This is a genomic window from Flavivirga aquatica, assembly GCF_001747085.1.
In the GTDB taxonomy this organism is placed as follows: Bacteria; Bacteroidota; Bacteroidia; order Flavobacteriales; family Flavobacteriaceae; genus Algibacter_C; species Algibacter_C aquatica.
The window spans coordinates 821,400-841,988 of the sequence record NZ_MDJD01000054.1 but is presented as its reverse complement, the minus strand read 5'-3'; the positions used below and the strand labels follow the sequence as shown (position 1 = coordinate 841,988).

The following is a 20,589-nucleotide window of genomic DNA, read 5'->3' as shown; positions in this document are numbered from 1 at the left end:
TATAGCTCAAAAAATGAATAGGATTAATTAATAATCAAATATAAATATTTATTTTTTCAAAGCCTCTTGAATAGCATTGTCAAATAAATCTTCCAAAGAAATATTTGCTACAGCAGCTTGTTGCGGTAATATACTTTCTTTAGTTAATCCAGGAACCGTATTTATTTCTAATAGGTGAGGTTCATTATCCTTAAAAATGAATTCACTTCTCGAGAAGCCTTTCATTTTTAAAATCTCATAAATCTTTTTAGCTAAAGTATTTATTTTTTCTTCTTGTATTTTAGTTAAACGAGCAGGAGTAATTTCTTGAGATTTTCCTGAGTATTTTGCTTCATAATCAAAAAAATCATTTTCGCTTACTATTTCTGTAATAGGTAATACCTTGGTTTCTCCTTTATATGTAATAACGCCTACAGATACTTCGGTACCATCTAAAAAAGATTCAATTATAATTTCGTCATCTTCCTTAAACGCAATATTAATAGCGTGTTGTAAATCTTCTTTTTTAAAAACTTTAGTAATTCCAAAACTGCTACCTGCTTTATTTGCCTTGACAAAACAAGGCAAACCTACCTTATTAATAATATCGTCATTATTAATAATATCTCCTTGGTTTAAGTAAAAAGATTCAGCAGTTAATATTCCATACGGTTTTAATACACTTAAACAGTCCCGCTTATTAAAAGTTAAACCAGCCTGATACATGTCACAACTTGTATGAGGAATATTGAGTAGGTCAAAATACCCTTGCATATAACCATCTTCACCAGGAGATCCATGTATAGCATTAAAAACGCAGTCAAACTTAATAATTTGGTTCTCTATATTAACTGAAAAATCATTTTTGTTAATAGGGAACTCAGCATTATTAGTGTCAACATAAACCCACTTATCTTTAAATACATGAATTCTATAAGCATCGTATTTTGAGGAATTAAGTGTTTCATAAACAACATTTCCGCTTTTTAATGAGATTTTATATTCGTTAGAATACCCTCCCATAATAATGGCAATATTTTTTTTTGTAAGCATATTTATTTTTTTCCGTAAAACGGAAAGCTTTTTAATTATAATTGTCAGCCTAAAACTAATAATAAAACGTATTTCTTATTAGATAAGCTAAAATATCATATATATTGCAAAAGAAAAAACAGTTCTGTTTTTTATATATTTGCCTAATAGAAAAATCTACAAATGAGTATCATAAAATTCTTTACCAGTAAAATCTTTTTTAAACAAATTTTATTGGCAGTTGTCGCTTTAGTTGTTTTATGTTTTGCTTTGTTAAAATGGCTAAATGTAACAACTAACCATGGTAATTTTGAAACAGTTCCAGATTTAAAAGGTAAGTCTATAAATGTTGCGCAATTAGAATTAGAGGAGAATAAGTTGGTTATGAAAATTCAAGACTCAGCAAATTATAACCCTAATTACCCTAAGTTTTCTGTTATAGAGCAAGAGCCTTTGGCAGGAACCAAAGTTAAAAAGTCTAGAAAAATATACATAACGTTAAATCCTTCAGGTTATAGAAAAGTTAATATTCCAGAGGGGTTAATAGATAAAACTTTTAGACAAGTAAAGCCAACATTGGAAGCTTTAGGTTTTAAAATAGGAAAAAAAACTTATGTAGATAACATAGGAAAAGATATGGTTTTAAAATTAAAACATAAAGGAAAAACCATTCAACCAGGAGCCAAATTAGCCAAAACTTCTGTAATAGATTTGGTATTAGGTAATGGAAAGAGACCATAAAATATGGAAGATTATACACCTCAATTACCAGATAAAGATGATGATCTTTATGAGCATCATGCATTTACAGTAGATAAAGGACAAGCTCCTCTTAGAATAGATAAATACTTGATGAATTTTGTCGAGAATGCTACTCGTAACAAAATACAAGCAGCAGCAAAAAATGGAAGTGTTTTTGTTAATAATGTTGCTGTTAAATCTAATTACAAAGTAAAACCTTTTGATGCTATCCGAGTATTATTTGCACATCCACCTTTTGAGAATTTATTGGTAGGTGAGGATATTGATATTGATGTGATTTATGAAGATGATGAGCTCTTAGTAGTTAATAAACCAGCAGGTATGGTGGTACATCCTGGGCATGGGAACTATTCGGGGACTTTAATAAATGCTTTAATTTATAGACTCGATAATCTACCTAATAACTCTAGTGAGCGCCCAGGTTTGGTGCATAGAATAGATAAAGACACAAGTGGTCTATTAGTTGTTGCCAAAACAGAGCAAGCTATGGCACATTTATCATTACAATTTGCTGAAAAAACGAGTAAACGCGAATATATTGCTATTGTTTGGGGAAATATAAAAGAAGAAGAAGGTACTATAGAAGGTAATATAGGACGTCATCCTAAAAATCGATTACAGAATACTGTTTTTCTAGATGATGAAGCAGATAATGGTAAGCCAGCTGTAACTCATTATAAAGTTTTAGAACGTTTAGGTTACGTTACTTTAGTATCCTGTAAGTTAGAAACAGGACGTACACACCAGATACGTGTTCATATGAAGCATATTGGACATACGCTGTTTAATGATGAGCGTTATGGTGGCGAAAAAATATTAAAAGGAACAACATTTACGAAGTACAAACAATTTGTAGAGAACTGTTTTAAAGTTTTACCCCGTCAAGCATTACATGCAAAAACATTAGGGTTTACACATCCAAAGACTGGTGAATTTATGCAGTTTAATACTGCAATTCCAGATGATATGCAGCTATGTATTGAAAAATGGAAGACTTATACAAAGCATCAAGATTTATAATAATTAGTGTTATTGAATAGGAGGTAATAGGTATGATTCGTTTTTTGTTTAAAATTATACCTTTATAGATAAGATCTCTTCATTTTAGTAAATTACACAAAAACTAAATTAGCTTTCTTTCTTAATTTTTAAAAAGAAAAGATGAGTTCATTAAGTATTAAAATAAGTATCAATGGAATTAATGATTCTATTGTAAAAAAATATTTAGTAAGATTTTAATACTAAATTAGGAATTGTAAATTTGAAGTAAAAAAAGAAGATATTTCCGTTAAAGTTTATTGAGAATATAAGTTAAATACGGATAATAATAAATACAAACTATTTATGAAATTAGTTATATCACCAGCAAAATCATTAGATTTTGAAAGCGAGTTACCTACGGAATTAAATACAAAAGCTCAGTTTTTAAAACAATCAGAACGTTTAAATAAATTACTTAAAAAGAAATCGGCTAAAAGTTTATCTAAACTTATGAATATTTCTGATGCCCTAGGACAGTTAAATTATGAGCGTAATCTACAGTGGGAGTTACCTTTTTCAAGAGAAAATGCAAGACCTGCAGTTTATAGTTTTAGTGGCGATGTTTATAGAGGTTTAGATGCATATAGTATACCAGAAGAAAAAATAGAGATCCTTCAAAATACAGTACGTATTCTTTCTGGTTTATATGGTTTATTAAAACCTATAGATTTAATTCAACCTTATCGTTTAGAAATGGGAACGAAATTACCCGTTGGTGTGAACAAAAATTTATATGAATTTTGGAAGCAAAAAATTACAAACGCTTTAAACGAAGAATTGGAAGATGATGAATTGTTTTTAAACTTAGCGAGTAATGAGTATTTCAAAGCTGTTGATGTTAAAGCTTTGAAAGTACCTGTAGTGACAGCTAATTTTAAAGATTTAAAGAATGGTGAATATAAAATTATTTCATTCTTTGCTAAAGAAGCACGAGGTTTAATGGCTCGATATGTTATTGATAAAGATGCTAAAACTATTGACGATTTAAAGGGGTTTAATTACGGAGGATATAATTTTAGCGAATCCATGTCTTATAAAGATGAATTAACCTTTATAAGATAGTTGTGTAGTACATAACTAGCTAGGATTTTGTATAAAAAATAAACCTTAAATGCATTATTATTTAATAGTAGCACTACAAGTATTTTGTATATATCATTTGTATAAACATAGAAAACCTTATTATTGGTTTTTTTTAATATTTTTTATTCCAGTTGGTGGGGTTATTTACCTAATAACTCATGTTTTTAATAAACGAGATGCAGAAAAAATAACCAGTGAAATTACACATCTTATAAACCCAACAAAAAAAATTAAGGATTTAGAAAAAAAATTACAATTTTCAGAATCTTATCAAAATAGAGTAAATTTAGCAGATGCGTATTTAGAAATAAAAGATTATAATAATGCTATTTCTCATTATTTAGAAGCCCTGGAGGATGGTTCTCAAAATAACTTTTATCTAATTACTCAATTAATTGAAGCTTATTTTTATTTAGAAGATAATATTCTATATGCCGAACAAATAAAAGGATATAAAGAGTTTATAAAATCAAGAACACAGTTTTTGTATGGACTAGCTTTAGAAAAAGAAGAGAAGTTAGACGAAGCAGAACATAATTTAAAGCAAATAGATATCCGTTACTCTTTTTATGAAGAGCGGTTAATATACGCTGAATTTTTATTGAGAAGAAGTAAAAAAGCAGAAACCAAAAATATACTAGAGGAGATATATACAGAATCTCAACATATGACAAAACTTAACAAAAGGCTTTTTAGAATAACAATATTAAAAGTTGAAAAATTGCTAAAAAGTTTTTAATGTTTCTTCATAAGCATCCATACCAACCATTTATAAAAAAAGATACTACAAAATTAATAGTTGGTACATTGCCGCCTCCAAGGTTTTCAACAGGGGATTTATTAGAGAAAGATGTTAATTTTTGTTATGGTAGTTATTATAATTCTTTATGGTTGTTTATTGATAAAATTCATAATTTAAATTTAAGATACGATAATTCTAAGGAAGCTATAGAAGAACGTAAACAGTTTTTAATAGAACATAAAATAGGTATTTGCGATATAGTTGAAAGTGCAGAACGCGATAAAATTGATGCTTCAGATTTGGGTATGAAAAAAATTAGACTTCGTGATGTTATAGGCTATTTAAAACAATACCCAAGTATTAATACATTATTGTTTACTGGTGGGAATAGTAAAAATGGACCAGAATATTTTTTTAGGAAACACATTAGAGACTATAATATTAAATTAGAATTAGTTTCAAATGAAACTCCTAGAATACATCAATTTAAATTAGATTCAGAAAATCAAAAATTAAGAATAATAAAAACGGTTTCCTTAACATCAGGTTCAGGAGCTGCCAATATTTCTATAAGTAAAACGGAGCTATATAAACAACTAAAATCTAAGAACCCAAAATTCAATACGTTCGATTTTAGGGTAATGCAGTATCGTGAGTTTTTTTAGTTCTAAGCGTATAGATATATTAATATCAAGATTTGTTACATTAATTTTCGATTTGTATTGTAGTGATTTAAAAAAAAAGAAAAACACTTAATGTATTGAAAGTAAAATATTTATAATTTCATATTGAAGAAAATCAATCTTTTAATGAATTAAACCTAATTAATATATTGAACTCATCTTGACTTTTTCTATTTCCTAAAAAATGTCTGAAATTCGCTTATATTTCATTACTTTTTTACACCTATATCTTTCAAAAAGTGCTTAATCTGAACAAATTTCAACTCATTTTCGATTAAAAACAAAAGTCAAGATGAGTTCATTATTAAAAAACAATCCAAGTTATTTCTTAATATTCCCATAGTCTTTTCTTGTCATAATGTCGTATATGGTTACAAAATACATTGTGATTATGTATTTCTATTAACTCTAAATATACAAACTAAAACATTTATGAAAAGTATTAGTAAACTTTTTATCCTTATTAATTTATTATTTACAGTACATGCCATTGGACAAAATCTTTTAATAAATGGTGATTTTGAAGCAGGAGGAGCAGGAACAGGCTTTACTGTGCCTAATTATACACTATATACTTCGACAACAGGGGATACCTATCCAGGTAGTTATGCTATAAGTAGTAATCCATCGGCATTAAATCGATATTTTATTCCTTCAATTATGGACCATTCACCGGGGTCAGGAAATACTATGATGGTTATTGATGGAAGTACCAATGCAAATGCTTCATTTTGGAGTGCTGGAAATAATGCTACGGGGCTTTGCGGGCTTACAGTAGGCTCATCTTATACGTTTAGTTATTGGGTGCGTACAGTTTCTTCAACTACAGTTGACGCTACAACGCAGCCTAATATTGTTCCTAACTTTACCAATGCCACAGGTACTATTATTTTAGGAAACCCAACTATTGGTTTACCTTCAGAAGACTGGCAGCAAGTTATCTATAGGTTTGTTCCCACAGGACCTTGTGTAAATATAAATTTAGTAAATATTAACTTAAATTCAGGAGGAAATGATTTTATTCTTGATGATTTAGAGGTTTCTTTACAGCTTTGTACACCTACTATTTTATCAATAAATAACCCAGACCCAGTATGTGAACCCAACACAGTTGATATTACTTTACCAGCTGTAACAGCAGGAAGTATAGGAGGGGGTACATTAACATATTGGACAGATGCTTTAGCGACACTGCCTTTAACTAATCCGGCATCAATAAGTATAAGTGGAACATATTATATTAAAAGCTCTTCAGGAGCTACATGTAGTGATACAAAGTCAGTTGCAGTTGTTATAAAACCTACTGTAATACCATTGTTTACTCAGGTAAACCCTATATGTGTAGGTGAGGTTTTAAATCCTTTGCCTATAATATCAAATAATGGAGTCGTAGGTACTTGGTCTCCTGTATTAGATAACACGACTACAAAAACTTATACATTTACTCCAGATTCGAGTGCAAATCCTAATTTAGTATTTAATGGTGATTTTTCTAAAGGAAATGTTGGATTTACTACAGATTATACAAATATTTCGAATTCAAATGGTACTAGACAAGGTGTTTATGGTATTACAACAAACTCTAGTTTATGGTTTAGCTCATTATCCTCTTGTCTAGATAATAGTGGAACTGGTAATTTTATGGTTGTAGATGCTTCGACTACTAATGGAGGTAATGATAAAGTATGGTGCCAAACCATACCAGTTACTCCAGGAGAAAATTTTGTATTTAGTTATTATACACAATCAGTGTCCTCAGGTAGCCCTGCTAGATTTGAAGTTGAAATAAATGGTATTTCTATAGGCACCAATGACTTAGATTTTTCAACGTGTAATTGGGTTCAAAATTCAATTCCATGGAATTCTGGAGCAGCTACCTCTGCAGAGATATGTATTTTCGATAGAAATACAGATTCTTTTGGTAATGACTTTGGAATAGATGATATTAGTTTAACTGCATTAGGTATTCAATGTGCAAATACTGTAGATATGACTATAACAGTCAATCCAAGTACGACAGCTACGTTTGCTCCAATTACTCCAATATGCTCAGGAGATTCATTAGCACCTTTACCAACCACATCGTTAGAAGGTATAACAGGTACATGGTCTCCGGTATTAAATAATATGGTTACTACAACTTATACTTTTACCCCAGATATTGGCCAATGTGCATCTTCTATTTTAACAGATTTAACCATAACTGTTACATCTGGAACTATAACACCTACATTTAAAAGCATTAACCCGATATGTTCAGGAGATCCATTGGATCCTTTACCAGTCAGGTCTATAGAAGGGGTTACTGGAACATGGTTCCCAGAATTAGATAATACAGTTACAACAACATATACGTTTACACCAGATGTTGGTCAATGTACTTCAGCAGCATTAACACAGTTAACCATAACTGTAAATTCTTTAATAACGCCTACATTTACACCTATTACCGATATCTGCTCAGGAGATATGTTAACACCATTACCAAATAGTTCATTAGAAGGTATAACGGGCACATGGTCACCAGCATTAGATAACAGAGCTACTACATTGTATACTTTTACACCAGATGCTGGGCAATGTAGCGACATAGCAAGCCTTGGAATTATTGTAAACAGACCTGTTGTGCCTGAATTTAATATATTATCCTCTATATGTGCTGGAGACACTGCTCCAGTATTAAATGTAACATCTCTAAATGGTATTACAGGTTCATGGAGTCCTTCTGTAGTAGATAATATGAGTAGTGGTGATTATATTTTTACCCCAAATACCAGTGTATGTGTTGTACCTCAAACCATCACAATTACGGTAAATCAACCAACAATTGTAGATTTTTCTATCGATATAGGTGAAGCTTTTTCTGGAGATCGAAGAATAATTGTTAATACTTCTGGTGTAAGTAATTATGAATATCAATTAGACACAGAGACACCGCAATTAAGTAATGTTTTTGAAAATGTATCTTCTGGAAGACATACTATAACTGTAAGTGATGCTAACGGATGTTCAGAAGCTATAAGCAAAGAGGTTCTAATATTAGATTATCCAAAGTTTTTTACACCGAACGCAGATGGTATTAACGATAATTGGAATATTAATAGTTTAGCTAATCAACCAGATACTCGTATTTATATATATAATCGCTATGGGAAATTATTAAAAGAAATAACGTCGATGAATTTAGGGTGGGATGGAACATACAAAGGAAAAAACATGCCATCAAGTGATTATTGGTTTGTTGTTGAGTACTCATTAGATTCAAAGAGAGAGCAATTTAAATCTCATTTTACATTAAAAAGATAAAAGAATTATTTGTATTGAAAAATATTTAATAATTTTTTGAGTGAGGAGATAATTATGTATAAAAAATACTTTTATTCATAAACAGTATAGTTATAACAAAATCTTTAGATATACTGTAAAATTCTTAATTTGATATATAACTCCTTGTAATTATAATATAGAGTATAAATAAAAAGGCTTTTTCTAAATTTAATGAGTTTAGAAAAAGCCTTTATTAAAACAAGAACTAATATCCTATTGTAAAACGTTTTTTTATAAATTTAGCATCATTTACTTCGTTTAAAATACCAACTAGTGTTTCAAGATGTGCTTTTGCAATATTTTTGTATTCTTTAGGAAAAGCAGGTGCATCAATTAATAATAAATCTTCAGTTACTTTTAGACTTCCAGCACCACCAATTGCAATCAGTCTAACTTTTGCTTTTTTAGCAGCATCAACTAATGATTTACTAGCATCAATAAGAATATTATTATTGTCTTGAGGGGGAGCGTAAGCACTAATAACAACATCACTACCTTTAAATAGATTGGCTAAAGCTTCTGTATTAAAAATATCTGCTAATTGTATTTTAACATTGTTCGGGTTATCAAATTTAAAATATTATAATGATTTTGAAGTGATAAGGTTTAATTCATGGTTTCTAGCGGCAGCCTCTTTTACTATTCTTTTGCCAATGTTTCCTCCAGCTCCTATAATTGTGATTTTCATAATTATTATTATTTTATCGTTTAATCTATAATTAAAAATATTACAGTTTTTGTTAAAAAAAATCAAAATTGATTTTTAAATGATTCTAATGTTTGTTTTTTTAGTGATTCATTAATAGATTGGTCTATGTTTTTTAATACAACTTTCAATCTATCATTAATTTTTTTTCCAACTCTACACTTGGGGTTTGGAGTATTATTAGATAAGGATAATACATGATCATTACCTTTCGCTAAAATAAAAATATCAGATAAATAAATAATATTTGGATCTTTTAATAAGCGAATACCTCCATTTTTACCTTCCTTACTTTCAATTAAGTCTCCTTTTTTTAGGTTAGAAATTTCTTTTCTAACTAAAACAGGGTTAATATTTAAACTACTAGCAATAAGAGTAGATGTTAGCCAGTCATCTTTATGTACCGCAAGTAAAGTCATTATATGTAGGGATATAGAAAATTTACTTTTGATCAATTTTGTAATGTATTAAATAATATTACAGTACAAATGTATGAATATTTTATTATTAAAACCTAAAATACTAAATTGAATACATTTTGAGAGTGTGTTCGATTTCTGATGAAAATATAGTTGTGAATAATATTTTTTTATTTTTAGCTTTAATATTTTATCAAAATACAGAGATAAATATAATATCAAATAAATAACTGTACATTTGCTAAAATTAAAGGAGTGACCTAATAAATAGTGTTTACTTCATAAACATAACTTATGTCATTTCAATCATTGGGCTTATCTGAAGCCTTACTAAAAGCTATTAGTAAGAAAGGTTATACAACACCATCACCTATACAACAAAAAGCGATTCCCCCTGTATTAGAAGGAAAAGATGTTTTAGCCTCGGCACAAACAGGAACAGGAAAAACAGCAGGATTTACATTACCCCTATTGCACATACTTTCTGAAAATCCCAAAGAAAAATATAGACCTATACGCGCTTTAATTTTAACACCAACTCGCGAATTGGCAGCACAGGTTTATGCTAATGTAAAAGAGTATAGTGAATTCTTAAAGTTAAGGAGTGCGGTAATTTTTGGAGGAGTAAATCAAAAACCGCAAATAGCAACGCTTCGCCAAGGTATTGATGTATTGGTTGCGACACCAGGACGGTTATTAGATTTACAAAATCAAGGCGTATTGTCTCTTAAGCGTATTGAGATTTTTGTTTTAGATGAAGCCGACCGTATGTTAGATATGGGGTTTTTACGTGATATAGAGCGTACTATTAAATTAATGCCAGACAAAAGACAAAATTTAATGTTTTCAGCTACATTTTCGAAAGATATAAAGAAACTAGCTCATGGTATTTTAAATCATCCTGTTCAAGTTGAAGCAGAGCCAGAAAACTCTACTGTTGAAGCTATTACTCAGAAGGTATATAGAGTGGCAAAGGGATTAAAAACAGGCTTAATAATTAAGTTAATTTCTGAAGGGAAATGGAAGCAAGTTCTTGTTTTTACACGCACTAAACACGGAGCTAATAAACTTTGTAAAAAAATGATAAACTCGGGCATAACTGCTGCGGCTATCCATGGGAATAAAAGTCAAGGAGCCAGAACAAAAGCATTATCTGGTTTTAAAAACGGAAGTGTTAATGTATTGGTTGCTACAGATATTGCAGCCCGAGGGTTAGATATTCCATTATTACCTCATGTTGTGAATTTTGAATTACCTAATATTTCTGAAGATTATGTCCATAGAATAGGAAGAACAGGAAGGGCAGGGGCAAGTGGAGAAGCTTTGTCTTTAGTAAGTGCAGATGAAACGACATATTTACGTGATATTGAAAAGCTAGTTGGTATGAAAATACCTAGTGAAGTTATAGAAGGTTTTGAACCAGACCCAAATGCTTCTACATTACCAGAAAAGAGGCAACAACGCCAGAGTAGGAATGGACAAAATAGAAATAAGTCAAAAGGCGAAAATATAGCATCTAGAAATAATTCAAGAAAACCCAAGAGGAATAATAGAAGAAGTAGTAATAACAATCGTACTTAAATTAAAGTAAGTGGTTGTTATTTGTTGTATTGTAATTGTTTTAGAGAGATAAAACCTTAAGATTTGTTCTGATAGATAGCTTCTTTTTAAATAAAAACCTAAAATTGTATATGGAAACACAACCTAATAATCCTTTACATGGTATTAAGCTGGAGCAAATTATTAATGATTTGTTAGATTATTATGGTTGGGAATATATGGGATACAATATAAAAATAAAATGTTTTACTGATAACCCATCTGTGAAATCTAGTTTAAAGTTTTTAAGAAGGACACCTTGGGCTAGAGCTAAAGTAGAAATAATGTATTTACGTATGCTGGATAATAGAAATAGAAAATAATTTAATAGATAACTTGGTTTTATGTTACTTATTTCAGTAGATGACAATACTCAAACAAAAAAGAGCTAATTTTAATTAGCTCTTTTTTGTTTGAAATATATGCATATTATTATCTCTTTAAAGAATACCAATAATTAAGTTCTTCTAACGAAATAGTATTATTAGAGTCGCTATCTATTCTATCAAACATTTTCTTTATTTCTTCAACAGTGTCAATATCGTTATCTTTTTTATATTCATCAAAGCTAATAGACCCATCTTTATTGGTGTCATAACTTTTAAAAATCTTGTCGTAACTAGGTTTCTTGCTTTCTTGAGCAGATGTAGGTTGTGAGAAAGCAAATAATCCAAATGCTAATAGACTCAGTTTTAGGGCTTTTAATTCCATTTTTTCTCGTTTTTTTAATTTAAGGTAATAATACTAATTCTTAATCTATTTTTTTTAAGATTAAAAATTTATTTGATTGTTTTTAAGCCTTCATAAACAACAATACTAACAGCATTGGCTAGATTTAGGCTTCTAACATGTTTACTATAAAGAGGGATTTTATAAAGTTGATCTGCGTATTTTTCAATAATTTGTTTGGGCAATCCCACAGATTCTTTTCCAAATATAAAGAACATATTGTCTTTAAAAGGTATATTCCAATGATTTTTTGTGCCATGACTAGACATAAATACCATATTTTGATTTTTATTTATCTCAAAAAACTCCTCTATATTCTCATAATATGTAACAGATAAGTGTTGCCAATAATCTAAACCAGCTCGTTTTAAACGGCTATCATCAATCTTAAAACCAAATGGTTTTACAAGGTGTAAATGCGAACCAGATGCCAAAGCTAAACGGCCAATATTACCCGTATTGTTTGGAATTTCTGGTTCTATAAGAACAATGTTTAAAGGCATAATTTTGTATTAAGGCTATTTTATAAACAAATAAAACCTATTCAAAAAGAATAGGCTTTATTGTTATTTAGTAATTGTTTTATGCTTCTATTTGAGGTTTTCCAATCTCGCTAATTTCTTCATTATTTGCTCCTTTAGGGTCTGCACCATATTGGTTCGATCCACTTTCTCCTTCTGTAACAGCAAGTATTAAACTGTAAATAGGAATTAAAAGGTACCATCCGCTTTTACCCACATCATGCATTCTTCTCACTCCAACCGCCAGAGATGGAATCATTGTAGCGAATATGTAAATATAAATTACAAATAAAATGGCAGGACTTTCAATAGCAAAGGCAAGAGCTCCAAGAGCAAACATACCTCCATAGATAAAAATTAAATGAAATAAAAAGAACATCCAATATTCTTTTCGTCTAGCTCTACCTTTAAAATTTGCGTAATTATCGCGTACTACTTTTAAATACCATTTCATAATATTAAATTTTGGTTAGTTAATTATTGATTTGTGAAGTCAAATATATCTAAATTATCGAGCATTCAAAAGTTTATTACGTCTAATTACTTGTTTTATAGGTCTTTTCCTATTTCTTCTATTTCGCTAAAATTTGGAGCTTTAGGGTTTAATCCGTATTTATTTGCCTCAATACCGCCTTCACTAGCCATTAATACAATATACCATATTCTACCAACCAAAGGAATAAAATTGATAAATAGATAACCACCGCTTTTACCAGTGTCATGCAGTCGCCTTACATTAACGGCAAACCAAGGAATAAGTGTTGCTAAAAAATATATGAGAAAAGATATATTAAATATCTCAATGTCAAAAAGATCGTTAATGAAATTACCTAAAAAGATAATGATAATGAATATTATAATTTGAAATAAAGCAAACATCCAATACTCTTTACGTCTAGCTCTACCAGAGAAGTTAGCATAATTATCTATTAAAACCTTTAAAAACCATTTCATAAAACTTATTCTAAAATAGATTTTACAAATGTATTAATAGTATTTATCCCCTCATTAGTTACATGCTTAATAAAAGCACTACCAATAATAGCACCTTTAGCATAATTTGTAGCTTGCGTAAATGTTTTATTATCTGAAATACCAAAACCAATTACTTGCGGATTTTTAAGGTTCATGTCGGCAATACGTTTAAAGTAGTTGGTTTGCTCATCGCCAAAACCAGACTGACTTCCTGTTACACTGGCACTACTAACCATATAAATAAATCCGTTAGATATAGAATCTATAAAATTAATACGTTCTACAGAGGTTTGAGGTGTTATTAAGAAAACGTTTATAAGGCCATATTTGTCAAAAATAGCTTTATACTCATCATGATATTCATCTACAGGTAAATCAGGTATTATTAATCCATCTATACCTATTTCTTGGCATTTTTTACAAAAAGCTTCAACACCATATTGTAACATAGGGTTAAAATATCCCATAATAATTAAAGGGATGTTTACAGATTTTCTAATGTCTTTAAGTTGGTCAAAAAGTACCTCTGTAGTCATACCATTTTTTAAGGCTTGTGTTGAGCTGGCTTGTATAGTTGGACCATCTGCTAATGGATCACTAAAAGGTAAGCCTATTTCTATCATATCTACTCCGTTTTTTTCTAAATCTTGAATAATTGAAACGGTGTCGTTAATAGTAGGATAGCCTGCTGTGAAGTATATGGAAAGTAACTTTTTATTTTCTTGTAATTTTTGATGTATTCTGTTCATTTTGAAAAATAAATTTTTCATCCCCTCTAAAGAGAGAATTTTTTATTGTTAAGTATATTTCGAAAAAGATTTCTTTTTATTCATAATTCTATTTTTCGCTTTCGCGGAAATGAAAAAAATGGAATTAAATTTTGAAATATTCAATATAATTTTGCAAATCTTTATCGCCACGACCAGATAAACTTACTACAACAACGTCTTCTGGTTTAAAGGCTCTTTGTTCGAAAATGGCAAGAGCATGAGAACTTTCTATAGCTGGAATAATACCTTCTAATTTACAAAGGTCTAAACCAGCAGTCATAGCTTCATCATCTTTTATTGAAATGAATTCTGCGCGCCCTGTTTTACATAAATGTGCATGCATAGGACCAACTCCAGGATAATCTAAACCTGCAGAAATAGAATAAGGTTCTGTTATTTGCCCGTCTTGAGTTTGCATTAATAGTGTTTTACACCCGTGAATAACACCTTCTTTTCCAAGAACAGATGTTGCTGCGCTTTCTCCAGAATTTACACCTAAACCAGCAGCTTCTACTGCAATAATACCTACTTCTTCTTCATGTAAATAGTGGTAATAAGTACCAGCAGCATTACTGCCACCGCCTATACAAGCAACAACGTAATCTGGATTTTCTCGTCCTTCATGTTCTTTTAATTGCCATTTTATTTCTGCAGATATTACGGATTGAAATTTGGTTACCATATCTGGATAAGGATGAGGCCCTATGGCAGAACCTATAATATAGTGTGTATTTACGGGATTGTTAATCCAATCTCTAATAGCTTCGTTAGTGGCGTCTTTTAATGTTCTACTACCAGATAATGCTGGAACAACTTTGGCTCCTAACATTTTCATTCTGGCTACGTTTGGTGCTTGCCTTGTAATGTCTATTTCACCCATATAAACAATACATTCAAGCCCCATTAAAGCACAAACAGTTGCTGTGGCAACACCGTGTTGTCCTGCACCTGTTTCGGCAATAATGCGGTGTTTACCTAAACGTTTAGCCATAAGTATTTGTCCTATGGTATTGTTTATTTTATGTGCGCCTGTATGATTTAAATCTTCGCGTTTTAAATAGATTTTGGTATTATATTTTTCTGAAAGACGCTTAGCAAAATAAAGGGGAGAAGGGCGACCTACATAATCTTTTAATAATTGGTTAAACTCTTTTTGAAAGCCTGGTTCTGCCATAATTTTTAAATAGTTTTGGCGTAACTCTTCTACGTTTGGATAAAGCATTTCTGGAATATAAGCTCCTCCAAATTCGCCGTAGTAGCCTTTTTCGTTTACGTTATAATTTTCCATGTTTTTTGTCATTCCTGCAAAGGCAGGAATCTGTTTTATTTTAGTTATAATTTATAATGGATTCCGTATTAAATACGGAATGACAAAGTTTCTTTAAACTTTTGTAATTCGTCTATATTTTTTAATCCTGGTTCAATTTCAAACTTACTATTTACATCTAAAGCATAACAGTATTTTGAAGCTTTGCTTTGCTGAAATTTTTTTATATCTTCTATTTGGTTAATACCTATGCCGCCACTTAAAAAGAAGGGTTTGGTTGAAGGGTACTTGTTTAGTACATTCCAGTCGAAGGTGTAACCGTTTCCTCCTGGTAGCATTCCTTTTGTGTCAAATAAGTAATAATCGCACACATTTTCATAAGGTTTTAAAACCTCAAAATTAAATTCGTCTTTTATTGAAAATACTTTTATAATTTCTAGCTTTTGGTTGTGCTCAGATTGATATGCTTTGTGTAAATCTTTGCAATATTCTGGAGTTTCTTCTCCATGTAATTGAACAGCTTGTAAATGATGCGTATTTATTTTTTCTAAAACAGTATTTAAGTCTTCATTTACAAAAACGCCTGTCTTTTTTATAGTTTCTGGTATTTTGGGAATAATTGTATCAAAATGTCTGGATGATTTTTTATAAAAAATAAAGCCAAGATAGTCTGGTTGCAATGCTGCAACCTGAGCCATGTTATCTTGATATTTCATACCGCAAACCTTGAGTTTCATGGTTCTAAATTTTTAATGAATTGGGTAGCGCTTTGTCCTGGGTTATCTGTTTTCATAAAGTTTTCACCTATTAAAAAACCTTGATATCCGTAGGGTTGTAGTTCTTTTATGGCTTCTATGTTGCTAATGCCGCTTTCTGATACTTTTACAAAATCGTCTGGGATAAGTTGACTTAATGTTTTGCTGGTTTCTAAGCTAACATCGAAGGTTTTTAAGTTTCTATTATTAACGCCTAACATATCTAAACTTGGCATAATAGATTTATGCAATTCTTCTTCGTTATGTACTTCTAATAAAACATCTAATTTTAGATTTTTTGCAAATTCCGAAAATTGTTTTATCTCTGCTTTGGTTAGAATAGCTGCTATTAATAAGATAACGTCTGCTCCGTAGGCTTTAGCTTCTAAAAGCTGATATTGATCTATAATAAACTCTTTACGTAATAAAGGTAGGTTACAACTTGCTCTGGCTGTTAATAAATCGTCTAACGAGCCTCCAAAGTATTTTCCATCGGTTAGTACAGACATGCCGCATACGCCTGCATTTTCGTAACCGCTTGCTACATCTTGGACGTTTAATGTGTTATTGATAACAGATTTTGAGGGTGACCTACGTTTGTGTTCTGCTATAATTCCAGATTTACTGTTTCTTAAATTATTTGCTAATGAAACGGTTTCTCTTTCGAATAAAACAGATTGTTCTAATTGTTTTATAGGAATGAGGTTTTTACGAAGTGTAACTTCTTTTCTTTTATCTATTACTATTTTATCTAGTATGTTCATTTTTATTTCAATAATCACTATTAATGGAATGTTGTAACTAGTAATTCTATTTACTTAATTCAATTAATTTATCTAAACTGGTTTTTGCTTTTCCTGATAGTAAAGATTCTTTTGCTATTTCGAATCCTTGTTTGTGGTTTATTTGTTTTGTTGTAGCAATGGCTAAACCTGCATTAGCGCAAACAACATTGTTTTGAGCTTCTGTGCCTTTACCGCTAATAATGTCTACAAATATTTTTGCTGCATCTTTAATGGTGTTTCCTCCAAAAATAGACTCTTGCTTAATTTTAGTTACTCCTAAGTCTTCTGGAGAAAAAAGTTTTTCTGAATGATTAGAAATAATTTTTGCTTTTCCTGTTAATGAAATTTCATCGTAACCATCTAAAGCATAAACAATATTATAGTTCTTATCTGTGTTTTGATATAAAAAACTATACAGGCGTAAAAGTTCTAAACTAAAAACACCTAACAGTTGATTTTTTGGAAATGAAGGGTTAACCAAAGGTCCTAATATATTAAAAAAGGTTTTTATACCTAGTTCTTTTCTTATAGGTGCCACGTTTTTCATAGCTGGATGAAATAATGGAGCATGTAATATACATATTCCAGCATTGTCTAAACAGCGTTTTAAAAAATCTTGATTATTGGAGAATTTTACACCTAAATGTTCCATAACATTTGAAGAGCCAGAAGTTGATGATACGCCATAATTACCATGCTTGGAAACATTAACTCCTGCGCCTGCGGTTATAAAGGATGATAAGGTAGAGATATTGAATGTGTTTTTGCCATCACCTCCTGTACCAACAATGTCTATAGCGTTAAAATTGCTCAAGTCTATAGGTATACAAAGTTCTAAAAGAGCATCTCTAAATCCTTTTAATTCTTTTACTGTAATACTTCGCATCATAAAAACAGATAGGAAGCATGTTATTTGACTAGGGTTATATATGTCATTGGATATGTTAAATATAACCTGTTTTGCCTCCTCGCTTGAGAGGGTTTCGTGATTTATTAGTCTGTTTAGTACGTCTTTCATGCTTTTTATTCCTTTTTTAGGAGGAATGTATTTAGTTTGACTTGTGTTTGGGTTAATGGTATTAATTATTAATCCAATTTTCTAAAATTTGTTTTCCGTGTGGTGTCAATACAGATTCTGGGTGGTATTGTACGCCTTTTACATCGTATTCTTTATGTCTTAATGACATGATTTGTCCGTTTTCATCTAAAGATGTGGCTTCTAAACTTTCTGGAAGATTTGCGTTTACTACCCATGAGTGGTAGCGCCCTACTTCGATATTTTTATCTAAGCCAGTAAATAGCGTTTCGTCATCAACGCATATTTCTACTTTGGTAGCTACGCCGTGGTATACTTCGTCTAAATTTACTAGTGAGCCTCCAAATACCTCTCCTATGGCTTGTTGCCCTAAACACACGCCTAAAATACTTTTTGTTGGTGCGTATTTTTTTATGATAGGTTTTAGTAGACCTGCTTCGTCTGGAATTCCTGGTCCTGGGGATAATACTATTTTATCGAAGGGTTGAACGTCTTCTAGTGTTAGTTTATCGTTTCTTACTACGGTGACATCACAGTTTAGGTCTTCTAAGTAATGTACTAGATTGTATGTAAAACTGTCGTAATTGTCTATAACTAATATTTTTTTCATTTTTATTTTGCCACGAATTCACGAGTGTTTTCTGGACTTGTTTTTTATTAGTTGTATCAACGGTTTCTTAAAAACTGCTGATGGCGTTGCGTTAGGGATTGAGCAATTGTTGGAGCTCCTCGCAGAGAGCGACTTGCGAAAGCCCGACCCTTGTGGTAACGCCCTTATTTTATATGTCTTCGGCTAATTTAATAGCTTTGGTTAATGCGCCTAATTTGTTATATACTTCTTGTAATTCGCTATCTGGATTAGATTTTGAGACTAACCCGGCTCCGGCTTGCCAATTTAATTTATGGTCTTTACTTAAAAAGGTTCTAATCATGATGGCATGGTTAAAATTACCATTGAAATCCATAAACCCAATAGCTCCGCCGTAAAATGAGCGACTTGTTTTTTCGTATTGTTCTATAAGTTGCATGGCTCTGTGTTTTGGTGCGCCACTTAATGTTCCTGCGGGGAATGTATCTGCTACAACTTGCATGGTAGATGTGTCTTCGTGTTTTTGCCCAGTTACTTTACTTACTAGGTGAATAACGTGTGAGAAAAACTGGACTTCGCGATAGGTTTCTACGTTTACTTGACTGCCGTGTCTGCTTAAATCGTTTCGTGCTAAATCGACTAGCATGACGTGTTCGGCATTTTCTTTGTCGTCTAATTTTAGGGCTTCGGCCAATGCTTCATCTTTTTCTTCGTCTCCTGTGCGTTTAAATGTTCCGGCTATGGGGTGGATTTCTGCTAATCCATCGGTTACAATAAGTTGGGCTTCTGGTGAGCTTCCAAAAATTTTGAAATCGCCATAATCGAAATAGAACAAGTATGGTGATGGGTTTATACTTCTTAAGGCTCTGTATACATTAAAATCGTCTCCTGTAAATTCTTGTGCAAAACTTTTTGAGAGTACGAGTTGAAAAACGTCTCCGCGAGCGCAGTGTTTTTTTGCTAATTCTACGTGTTCTTTAAACTCGTTATCGGTAAGGTTTGATGTTATCTCTCCTTTTGAATTAAAGTTGTATGATGAGAAATTTTGAACGTTTATAAGCTCATCTATAGCATCTATATTATTTTCTGTATCGTAACAGTGCGCAAAAATATAGGCTTCATTTTTAAAATGATTGATGGCTATGATGTTTTGATAAACAGCATAATATGCATCTGGAATGGTAAGGGAATCTTCTTTTTTGGTGATTTCTACATCTTCAAAATAGCGTACGGCATCGTATGCGGTATAGCCAAAAATACCGTTGTTTATAAATTTGAAGTTTTCTTCGGAAGTGACGTCAAATCGTTTTGTGAATTTATTAATTTCTGCTGCTACATTAACATCTCCAGTGATTTCTATATTAGTTGAACTCCCATCTGGAAAAGTTTGAGAAATTGTTTCGTTTTCTACTTTAATGGATGCGATTGGGTTAAAGCAGATGTACGAGAAATTCTTGTGATTTCTATGATAATCGCCACTTTCTAAAAGAATACTGTTGGGATATTTATCGCGTATTTTATAGTATACCGTTACTGGGGTAATGGTATCAGTTAAAATTCTTTTGTAATGGGTAAATAAATTATATGTTTTCATTTATGCTGAATTTATTTTCAGTATTTCAATTTTTTATTAAAAAAAAGGCTTGTCGTGAATGACAAGCCTTATGATATTTGAGTTTTAAATATACTAGGTTTCTACTTCACAAAAGTTAAGTTTGAAAAGCACCACCACCAAGTATTATTTAAATTTAATTTCATTTCTTTAATTATGTGTTCAAATATAAAGATG

Annotated in this window: 22 protein-coding genes; 8 read left to right on the top strand and 14 right to left on the bottom strand. The window is 31.0% G+C overall.

Annotation, left to right across the window (positions count from 1 at the left end):
• Window positions 1–48: 48 nt before the first annotated feature.
• Entirely contained in the window at window positions 49–1,032 is a 984-nt protein-coding gene (locus A8C32_RS17880) for a D-alanine--D-alanine ligase (protein ID WP_083253417.1), read from the bottom strand.
• 162 nt (window positions 1,033–1,194) lie between these two features.
• Here A8C32_RS17880 and A8C32_RS17875 point away from each other — a divergent pair, with 162 nt between their 5' ends.
• The 6 genes from A8C32_RS17875 to A8C32_RS17850 all read left to right on the top strand — a co-directional run bounded on the left by A8C32_RS17875 (window position 1,195) and on the right by A8C32_RS17850 (window position 8,628).
• The gene (locus A8C32_RS17875) at window positions 1,195–1,752 is read left to right on the top strand and encodes a PASTA domain-containing protein (RefSeq protein ID WP_069831751.1); all 558 of its coding nucleotides are present in this window, start codon (window positions 1,195–1,197) and stop codon (window positions 1,750–1,752) included.
• 3 nt (window positions 1,753–1,755) lie between these two features.
• Complete coding sequence (locus A8C32_RS17870) at window positions 1,756–2,793, top strand: RluA family pseudouridine synthase (RefSeq protein ID WP_069831750.1); 1,038 nt, start codon at window positions 1,756–1,758, stop codon at window positions 2,791–2,793.
• A gap of 324 nt (window positions 2,794–3,117) precedes the next feature.
• On the top strand, window positions 3,118–3,876 hold the full coding sequence (gene yaaA / locus A8C32_RS17865; RefSeq protein WP_069831749.1) for a peroxide stress protein YaaA: 759 nt from the start codon (window positions 3,118–3,120) through the stop codon (window positions 3,874–3,876).
• 49 nt (window positions 3,877–3,925) lie between these two features.
• Complete coding sequence (locus A8C32_RS17860; RefSeq protein ID WP_069831748.1) at window positions 3,926–4,636, top strand: hypothetical protein; 711 nt, start codon at window positions 3,926–3,928, stop codon at window positions 4,634–4,636.
• Entirely contained in the window at window positions 4,636–5,304 is a 669-nt protein-coding gene (locus A8C32_RS17855) for a uracil-DNA glycosylase family protein (protein WP_069831747.1), read from the top strand. The genes A8C32_RS17860 and A8C32_RS17855 overlap by 1 nt, the downstream gene beginning before the upstream one ends.
• A 450-nt stretch (window positions 5,305–5,754) precedes the next feature.
• Window positions 5,755–8,628, top strand: coding sequence for a T9SS type B sorting domain-containing protein (locus tag A8C32_RS17850; RefSeq protein WP_069831746.1), 2,874 nt, complete (start codon window positions 5,755–5,757; stop codon window positions 8,626–8,628).
• A gap of 226 nt (window positions 8,629–8,854) precedes the next feature.
• Here A8C32_RS17850 and A8C32_RS21550 read toward each other — a convergent pair whose 3' ends face one another.
• Window positions 8,855–9,181: an NAD(P)-dependent oxidoreductase gene (locus tag A8C32_RS21550; RefSeq protein WP_432416501.1), complete on the bottom strand. Its 327-nt coding sequence runs from the start codon at window positions 9,179–9,181 to the stop codon at window positions 8,855–8,857.
• Window positions 9,182–9,399: 218 nt separating this feature from the next.
• Window positions 9,400–9,810: an Rrf2 family transcriptional regulator gene (locus A8C32_RS17845; RefSeq protein ID WP_083253416.1), complete on the bottom strand. Its 411-nt coding sequence runs from the start codon at window positions 9,808–9,810 to the stop codon at window positions 9,400–9,402.
• A 258-nt stretch (window positions 9,811–10,068) separates the two neighbouring features.
• Between A8C32_RS17845 and A8C32_RS17840 the strand changes: the two genes are divergently transcribed.
• Entirely contained in the window at window positions 10,069–11,355 is a 1,287-nt protein-coding gene (locus A8C32_RS17840) for a DEAD/DEAH box helicase (RefSeq protein ID WP_069831744.1), read from the top strand.
• 110 nt (window positions 11,356–11,465) lie between these two features.
• Window positions 11,466–11,696: a VF530 family protein gene (locus tag A8C32_RS17835; RefSeq protein WP_069831743.1), complete on the top strand. Its 231-nt coding sequence runs from the start codon at window positions 11,466–11,468 to the stop codon at window positions 11,694–11,696.
• 109 nt (window positions 11,697–11,805) lie between these two features.
• On the opposite strand, the gene A8C32_RS17830 is transcribed toward A8C32_RS17835, so the two are convergent.
• The 11 genes from A8C32_RS17830 to A8C32_RS17780 all read right to left on the bottom strand — a co-directional run bounded on the left by A8C32_RS17830 (window position 11,806) and on the right by A8C32_RS17780 (window position 20,394).
• The gene (locus A8C32_RS17830) at window positions 11,806–12,084 is read right to left on the bottom strand and encodes an EF-hand domain-containing protein (RefSeq protein ID WP_069831742.1); all 279 of its coding nucleotides are present in this window, start codon (window positions 12,082–12,084) and stop codon (window positions 11,806–11,808) included.
• A 68-nt stretch (window positions 12,085–12,152) separates the two neighbouring features.
• On the bottom strand, window positions 12,153–12,605 hold the full coding sequence (locus A8C32_RS17825; RefSeq protein ID WP_069831741.1) for a tRNA (cytidine(34)-2'-O)-methyltransferase: 453 nt from the start codon (window positions 12,603–12,605) through the stop codon (window positions 12,153–12,155).
• Window positions 12,606–12,684: 79 nt separating this feature from the next.
• A complete protein-coding gene (locus A8C32_RS17820; protein ID WP_069831740.1) occupies window positions 12,685–13,077 on the bottom strand; it encodes a DUF805 domain-containing protein in 393 nt (130 codons plus the stop codon).
• Between the two features lie 95 nt (window positions 13,078–13,172).
• Window positions 13,173–13,577 (bottom strand): DUF805 domain-containing protein, encoded by a 405-nt coding sequence (locus tag A8C32_RS17815; RefSeq protein WP_069831739.1) that lies wholly within the window; start codon window positions 13,575–13,577, stop codon window positions 13,173–13,175.
• A gap of 5 nt (window positions 13,578–13,582) precedes the next feature.
• Complete coding sequence (gene trpA, locus A8C32_RS17810) at window positions 13,583–14,347, bottom strand: tryptophan synthase subunit alpha (RefSeq protein ID WP_069831738.1); 765 nt, start codon at window positions 14,345–14,347, stop codon at window positions 13,583–13,585.
• A 124-nt stretch (window positions 14,348–14,471) separates the two neighbouring features.
• Window positions 14,472–15,656, bottom strand: coding sequence for a tryptophan synthase subunit beta (gene trpB / locus A8C32_RS17805; protein WP_069831737.1), 1,185 nt, complete (start codon window positions 15,654–15,656; stop codon window positions 14,472–14,474).
• A gap of 68 nt (window positions 15,657–15,724) precedes the next feature.
• Window positions 15,725–16,372 carry a phosphoribosylanthranilate isomerase gene (locus A8C32_RS17800; protein WP_069831736.1) on the bottom strand — a complete coding sequence of 216 codons (648 nt, stop codon included), beginning with the start codon at window positions 16,370–16,372 and terminating at the stop codon, window positions 15,725–15,727.
• Window positions 16,369–17,154 (bottom strand): indole-3-glycerol phosphate synthase TrpC, encoded by a 786-nt coding sequence (gene trpC, locus A8C32_RS17795; protein WP_069831735.1) that lies wholly within the window; start codon window positions 17,152–17,154, stop codon window positions 16,369–16,371. Before trpC ends, A8C32_RS17800 begins: the two co-directional genes overlap by 4 nt.
• A gap of 46 nt (window positions 17,155–17,200) precedes the next feature.
• Entirely contained in the window at window positions 17,201–18,193 is a 993-nt protein-coding gene (gene trpD, locus A8C32_RS17790) for an anthranilate phosphoribosyltransferase (RefSeq protein ID WP_069831734.1), read from the bottom strand.
• 61 nt (window positions 18,194–18,254) lie between these two features.
• Window positions 18,255–18,821, bottom strand: coding sequence for an anthranilate synthase component II (locus A8C32_RS17785; protein ID WP_069831733.1), 567 nt, complete (start codon window positions 18,819–18,821; stop codon window positions 18,255–18,257).
• 169 nt (window positions 18,822–18,990) lie between these two features.
• Complete coding sequence (locus A8C32_RS17780) at window positions 18,991–20,394, bottom strand: anthranilate synthase component I family protein (RefSeq protein WP_069831732.1); 1,404 nt, start codon at window positions 20,392–20,394, stop codon at window positions 18,991–18,993.
• Window positions 20,395–20,589 lie beyond the last annotated feature (195 nt).

Coding starts and splice junctions, on each gene's coding strand:
- A8C32_RS17880 (WP_083253417.1), bottom strand. CDS start 1,032: ATGCTTACAAAAAAAAATATTGCCATTATTATGGGAGGGTATTCTAAC.
- A8C32_RS17875 (WP_069831751.1), top strand. CDS start 1,195: ATGAGTATCATAAAATTCTTTACCAGTAAAATCTTTTTTAAACAAATT.
- A8C32_RS17870 (WP_069831750.1), top strand. CDS start 1,756: ATGGAAGATTATACACCTCAATTACCAGATAAAGATGATGATCTTTAT.
- yaaA (WP_069831749.1), top strand. CDS start 3,118: ATGAAATTAGTTATATCACCAGCAAAATCATTAGATTTTGAAAGCGAG.
- A8C32_RS17860 (WP_069831748.1), top strand. CDS start 3,926: ATGCATTATTATTTAATAGTAGCACTACAAGTATTTTGTATATATCAT.
- A8C32_RS17855 (WP_069831747.1), top strand. CDS start 4,636: ATGTTTCTTCATAAGCATCCATACCAACCATTTATAAAAAAAGATACT.
- A8C32_RS17850 (WP_069831746.1), top strand. CDS start 5,755: ATGAAAAGTATTAGTAAACTTTTTATCCTTATTAATTTATTATTTACA.
- A8C32_RS17840 (WP_069831744.1), top strand. CDS start 10,069: ATGTCATTTCAATCATTGGGCTTATCTGAAGCCTTACTAAAAGCTATT.
- A8C32_RS17835 (WP_069831743.1), top strand. CDS start 11,466: ATGGAAACACAACCTAATAATCCTTTACATGGTATTAAGCTGGAGCAA.
- A8C32_RS17830 (WP_069831742.1), bottom strand. CDS start 12,084: ATGGAATTAAAAGCCCTAAAACTGAGTCTATTAGCATTTGGATTATTT.
- A8C32_RS17825 (WP_069831741.1), bottom strand. CDS start 12,605: ATGCCTTTAAACATTGTTCTTATAGAACCAGAAATTCCAAACAATACG.
- A8C32_RS17820 (WP_069831740.1), bottom strand. CDS start 13,077: ATGAAATGGTATTTAAAAGTAGTACGCGATAATTACGCAAATTTTAAA.
- A8C32_RS17815 (WP_069831739.1), bottom strand. CDS start 13,577: ATGAAATGGTTTTTAAAGGTTTTAATAGATAATTATGCTAACTTCTCT.
- trpA (WP_069831738.1), bottom strand. CDS start 14,347: ATGAACAGAATACATCAAAAATTACAAGAAAATAAAAAGTTACTTTCC.
- trpB (WP_069831737.1), bottom strand. CDS start 15,656: ATGGAAAATTATAACGTAAACGAAAAAGGCTACTACGGCGAATTTGGA.
- A8C32_RS17800 (WP_069831736.1), bottom strand. CDS start 16,372: ATGAAACTCAAGGTTTGCGGTATGAAATATCAAGATAACATGGCTCAG.
- trpC (WP_069831735.1), bottom strand. CDS start 17,154: ATGAACATACTAGATAAAATAGTAATAGATAAAAGAAAAGAAGTTACA.
- trpD (WP_069831734.1), bottom strand. CDS start 18,193: ATGAAAGACGTACTAAACAGACTAATAAATCACGAAACCCTCTCAAGC.
- A8C32_RS17785 (WP_069831733.1), bottom strand. CDS start 18,821: ATGAAAAAAATATTAGTTATAGACAATTACGACAGTTTTACATACAAT.
- A8C32_RS17780 (WP_069831732.1), bottom strand. CDS start 20,394: ATGAAAACATATAATTTATTTACCCATTACAAAAGAATTTTAACTGAT.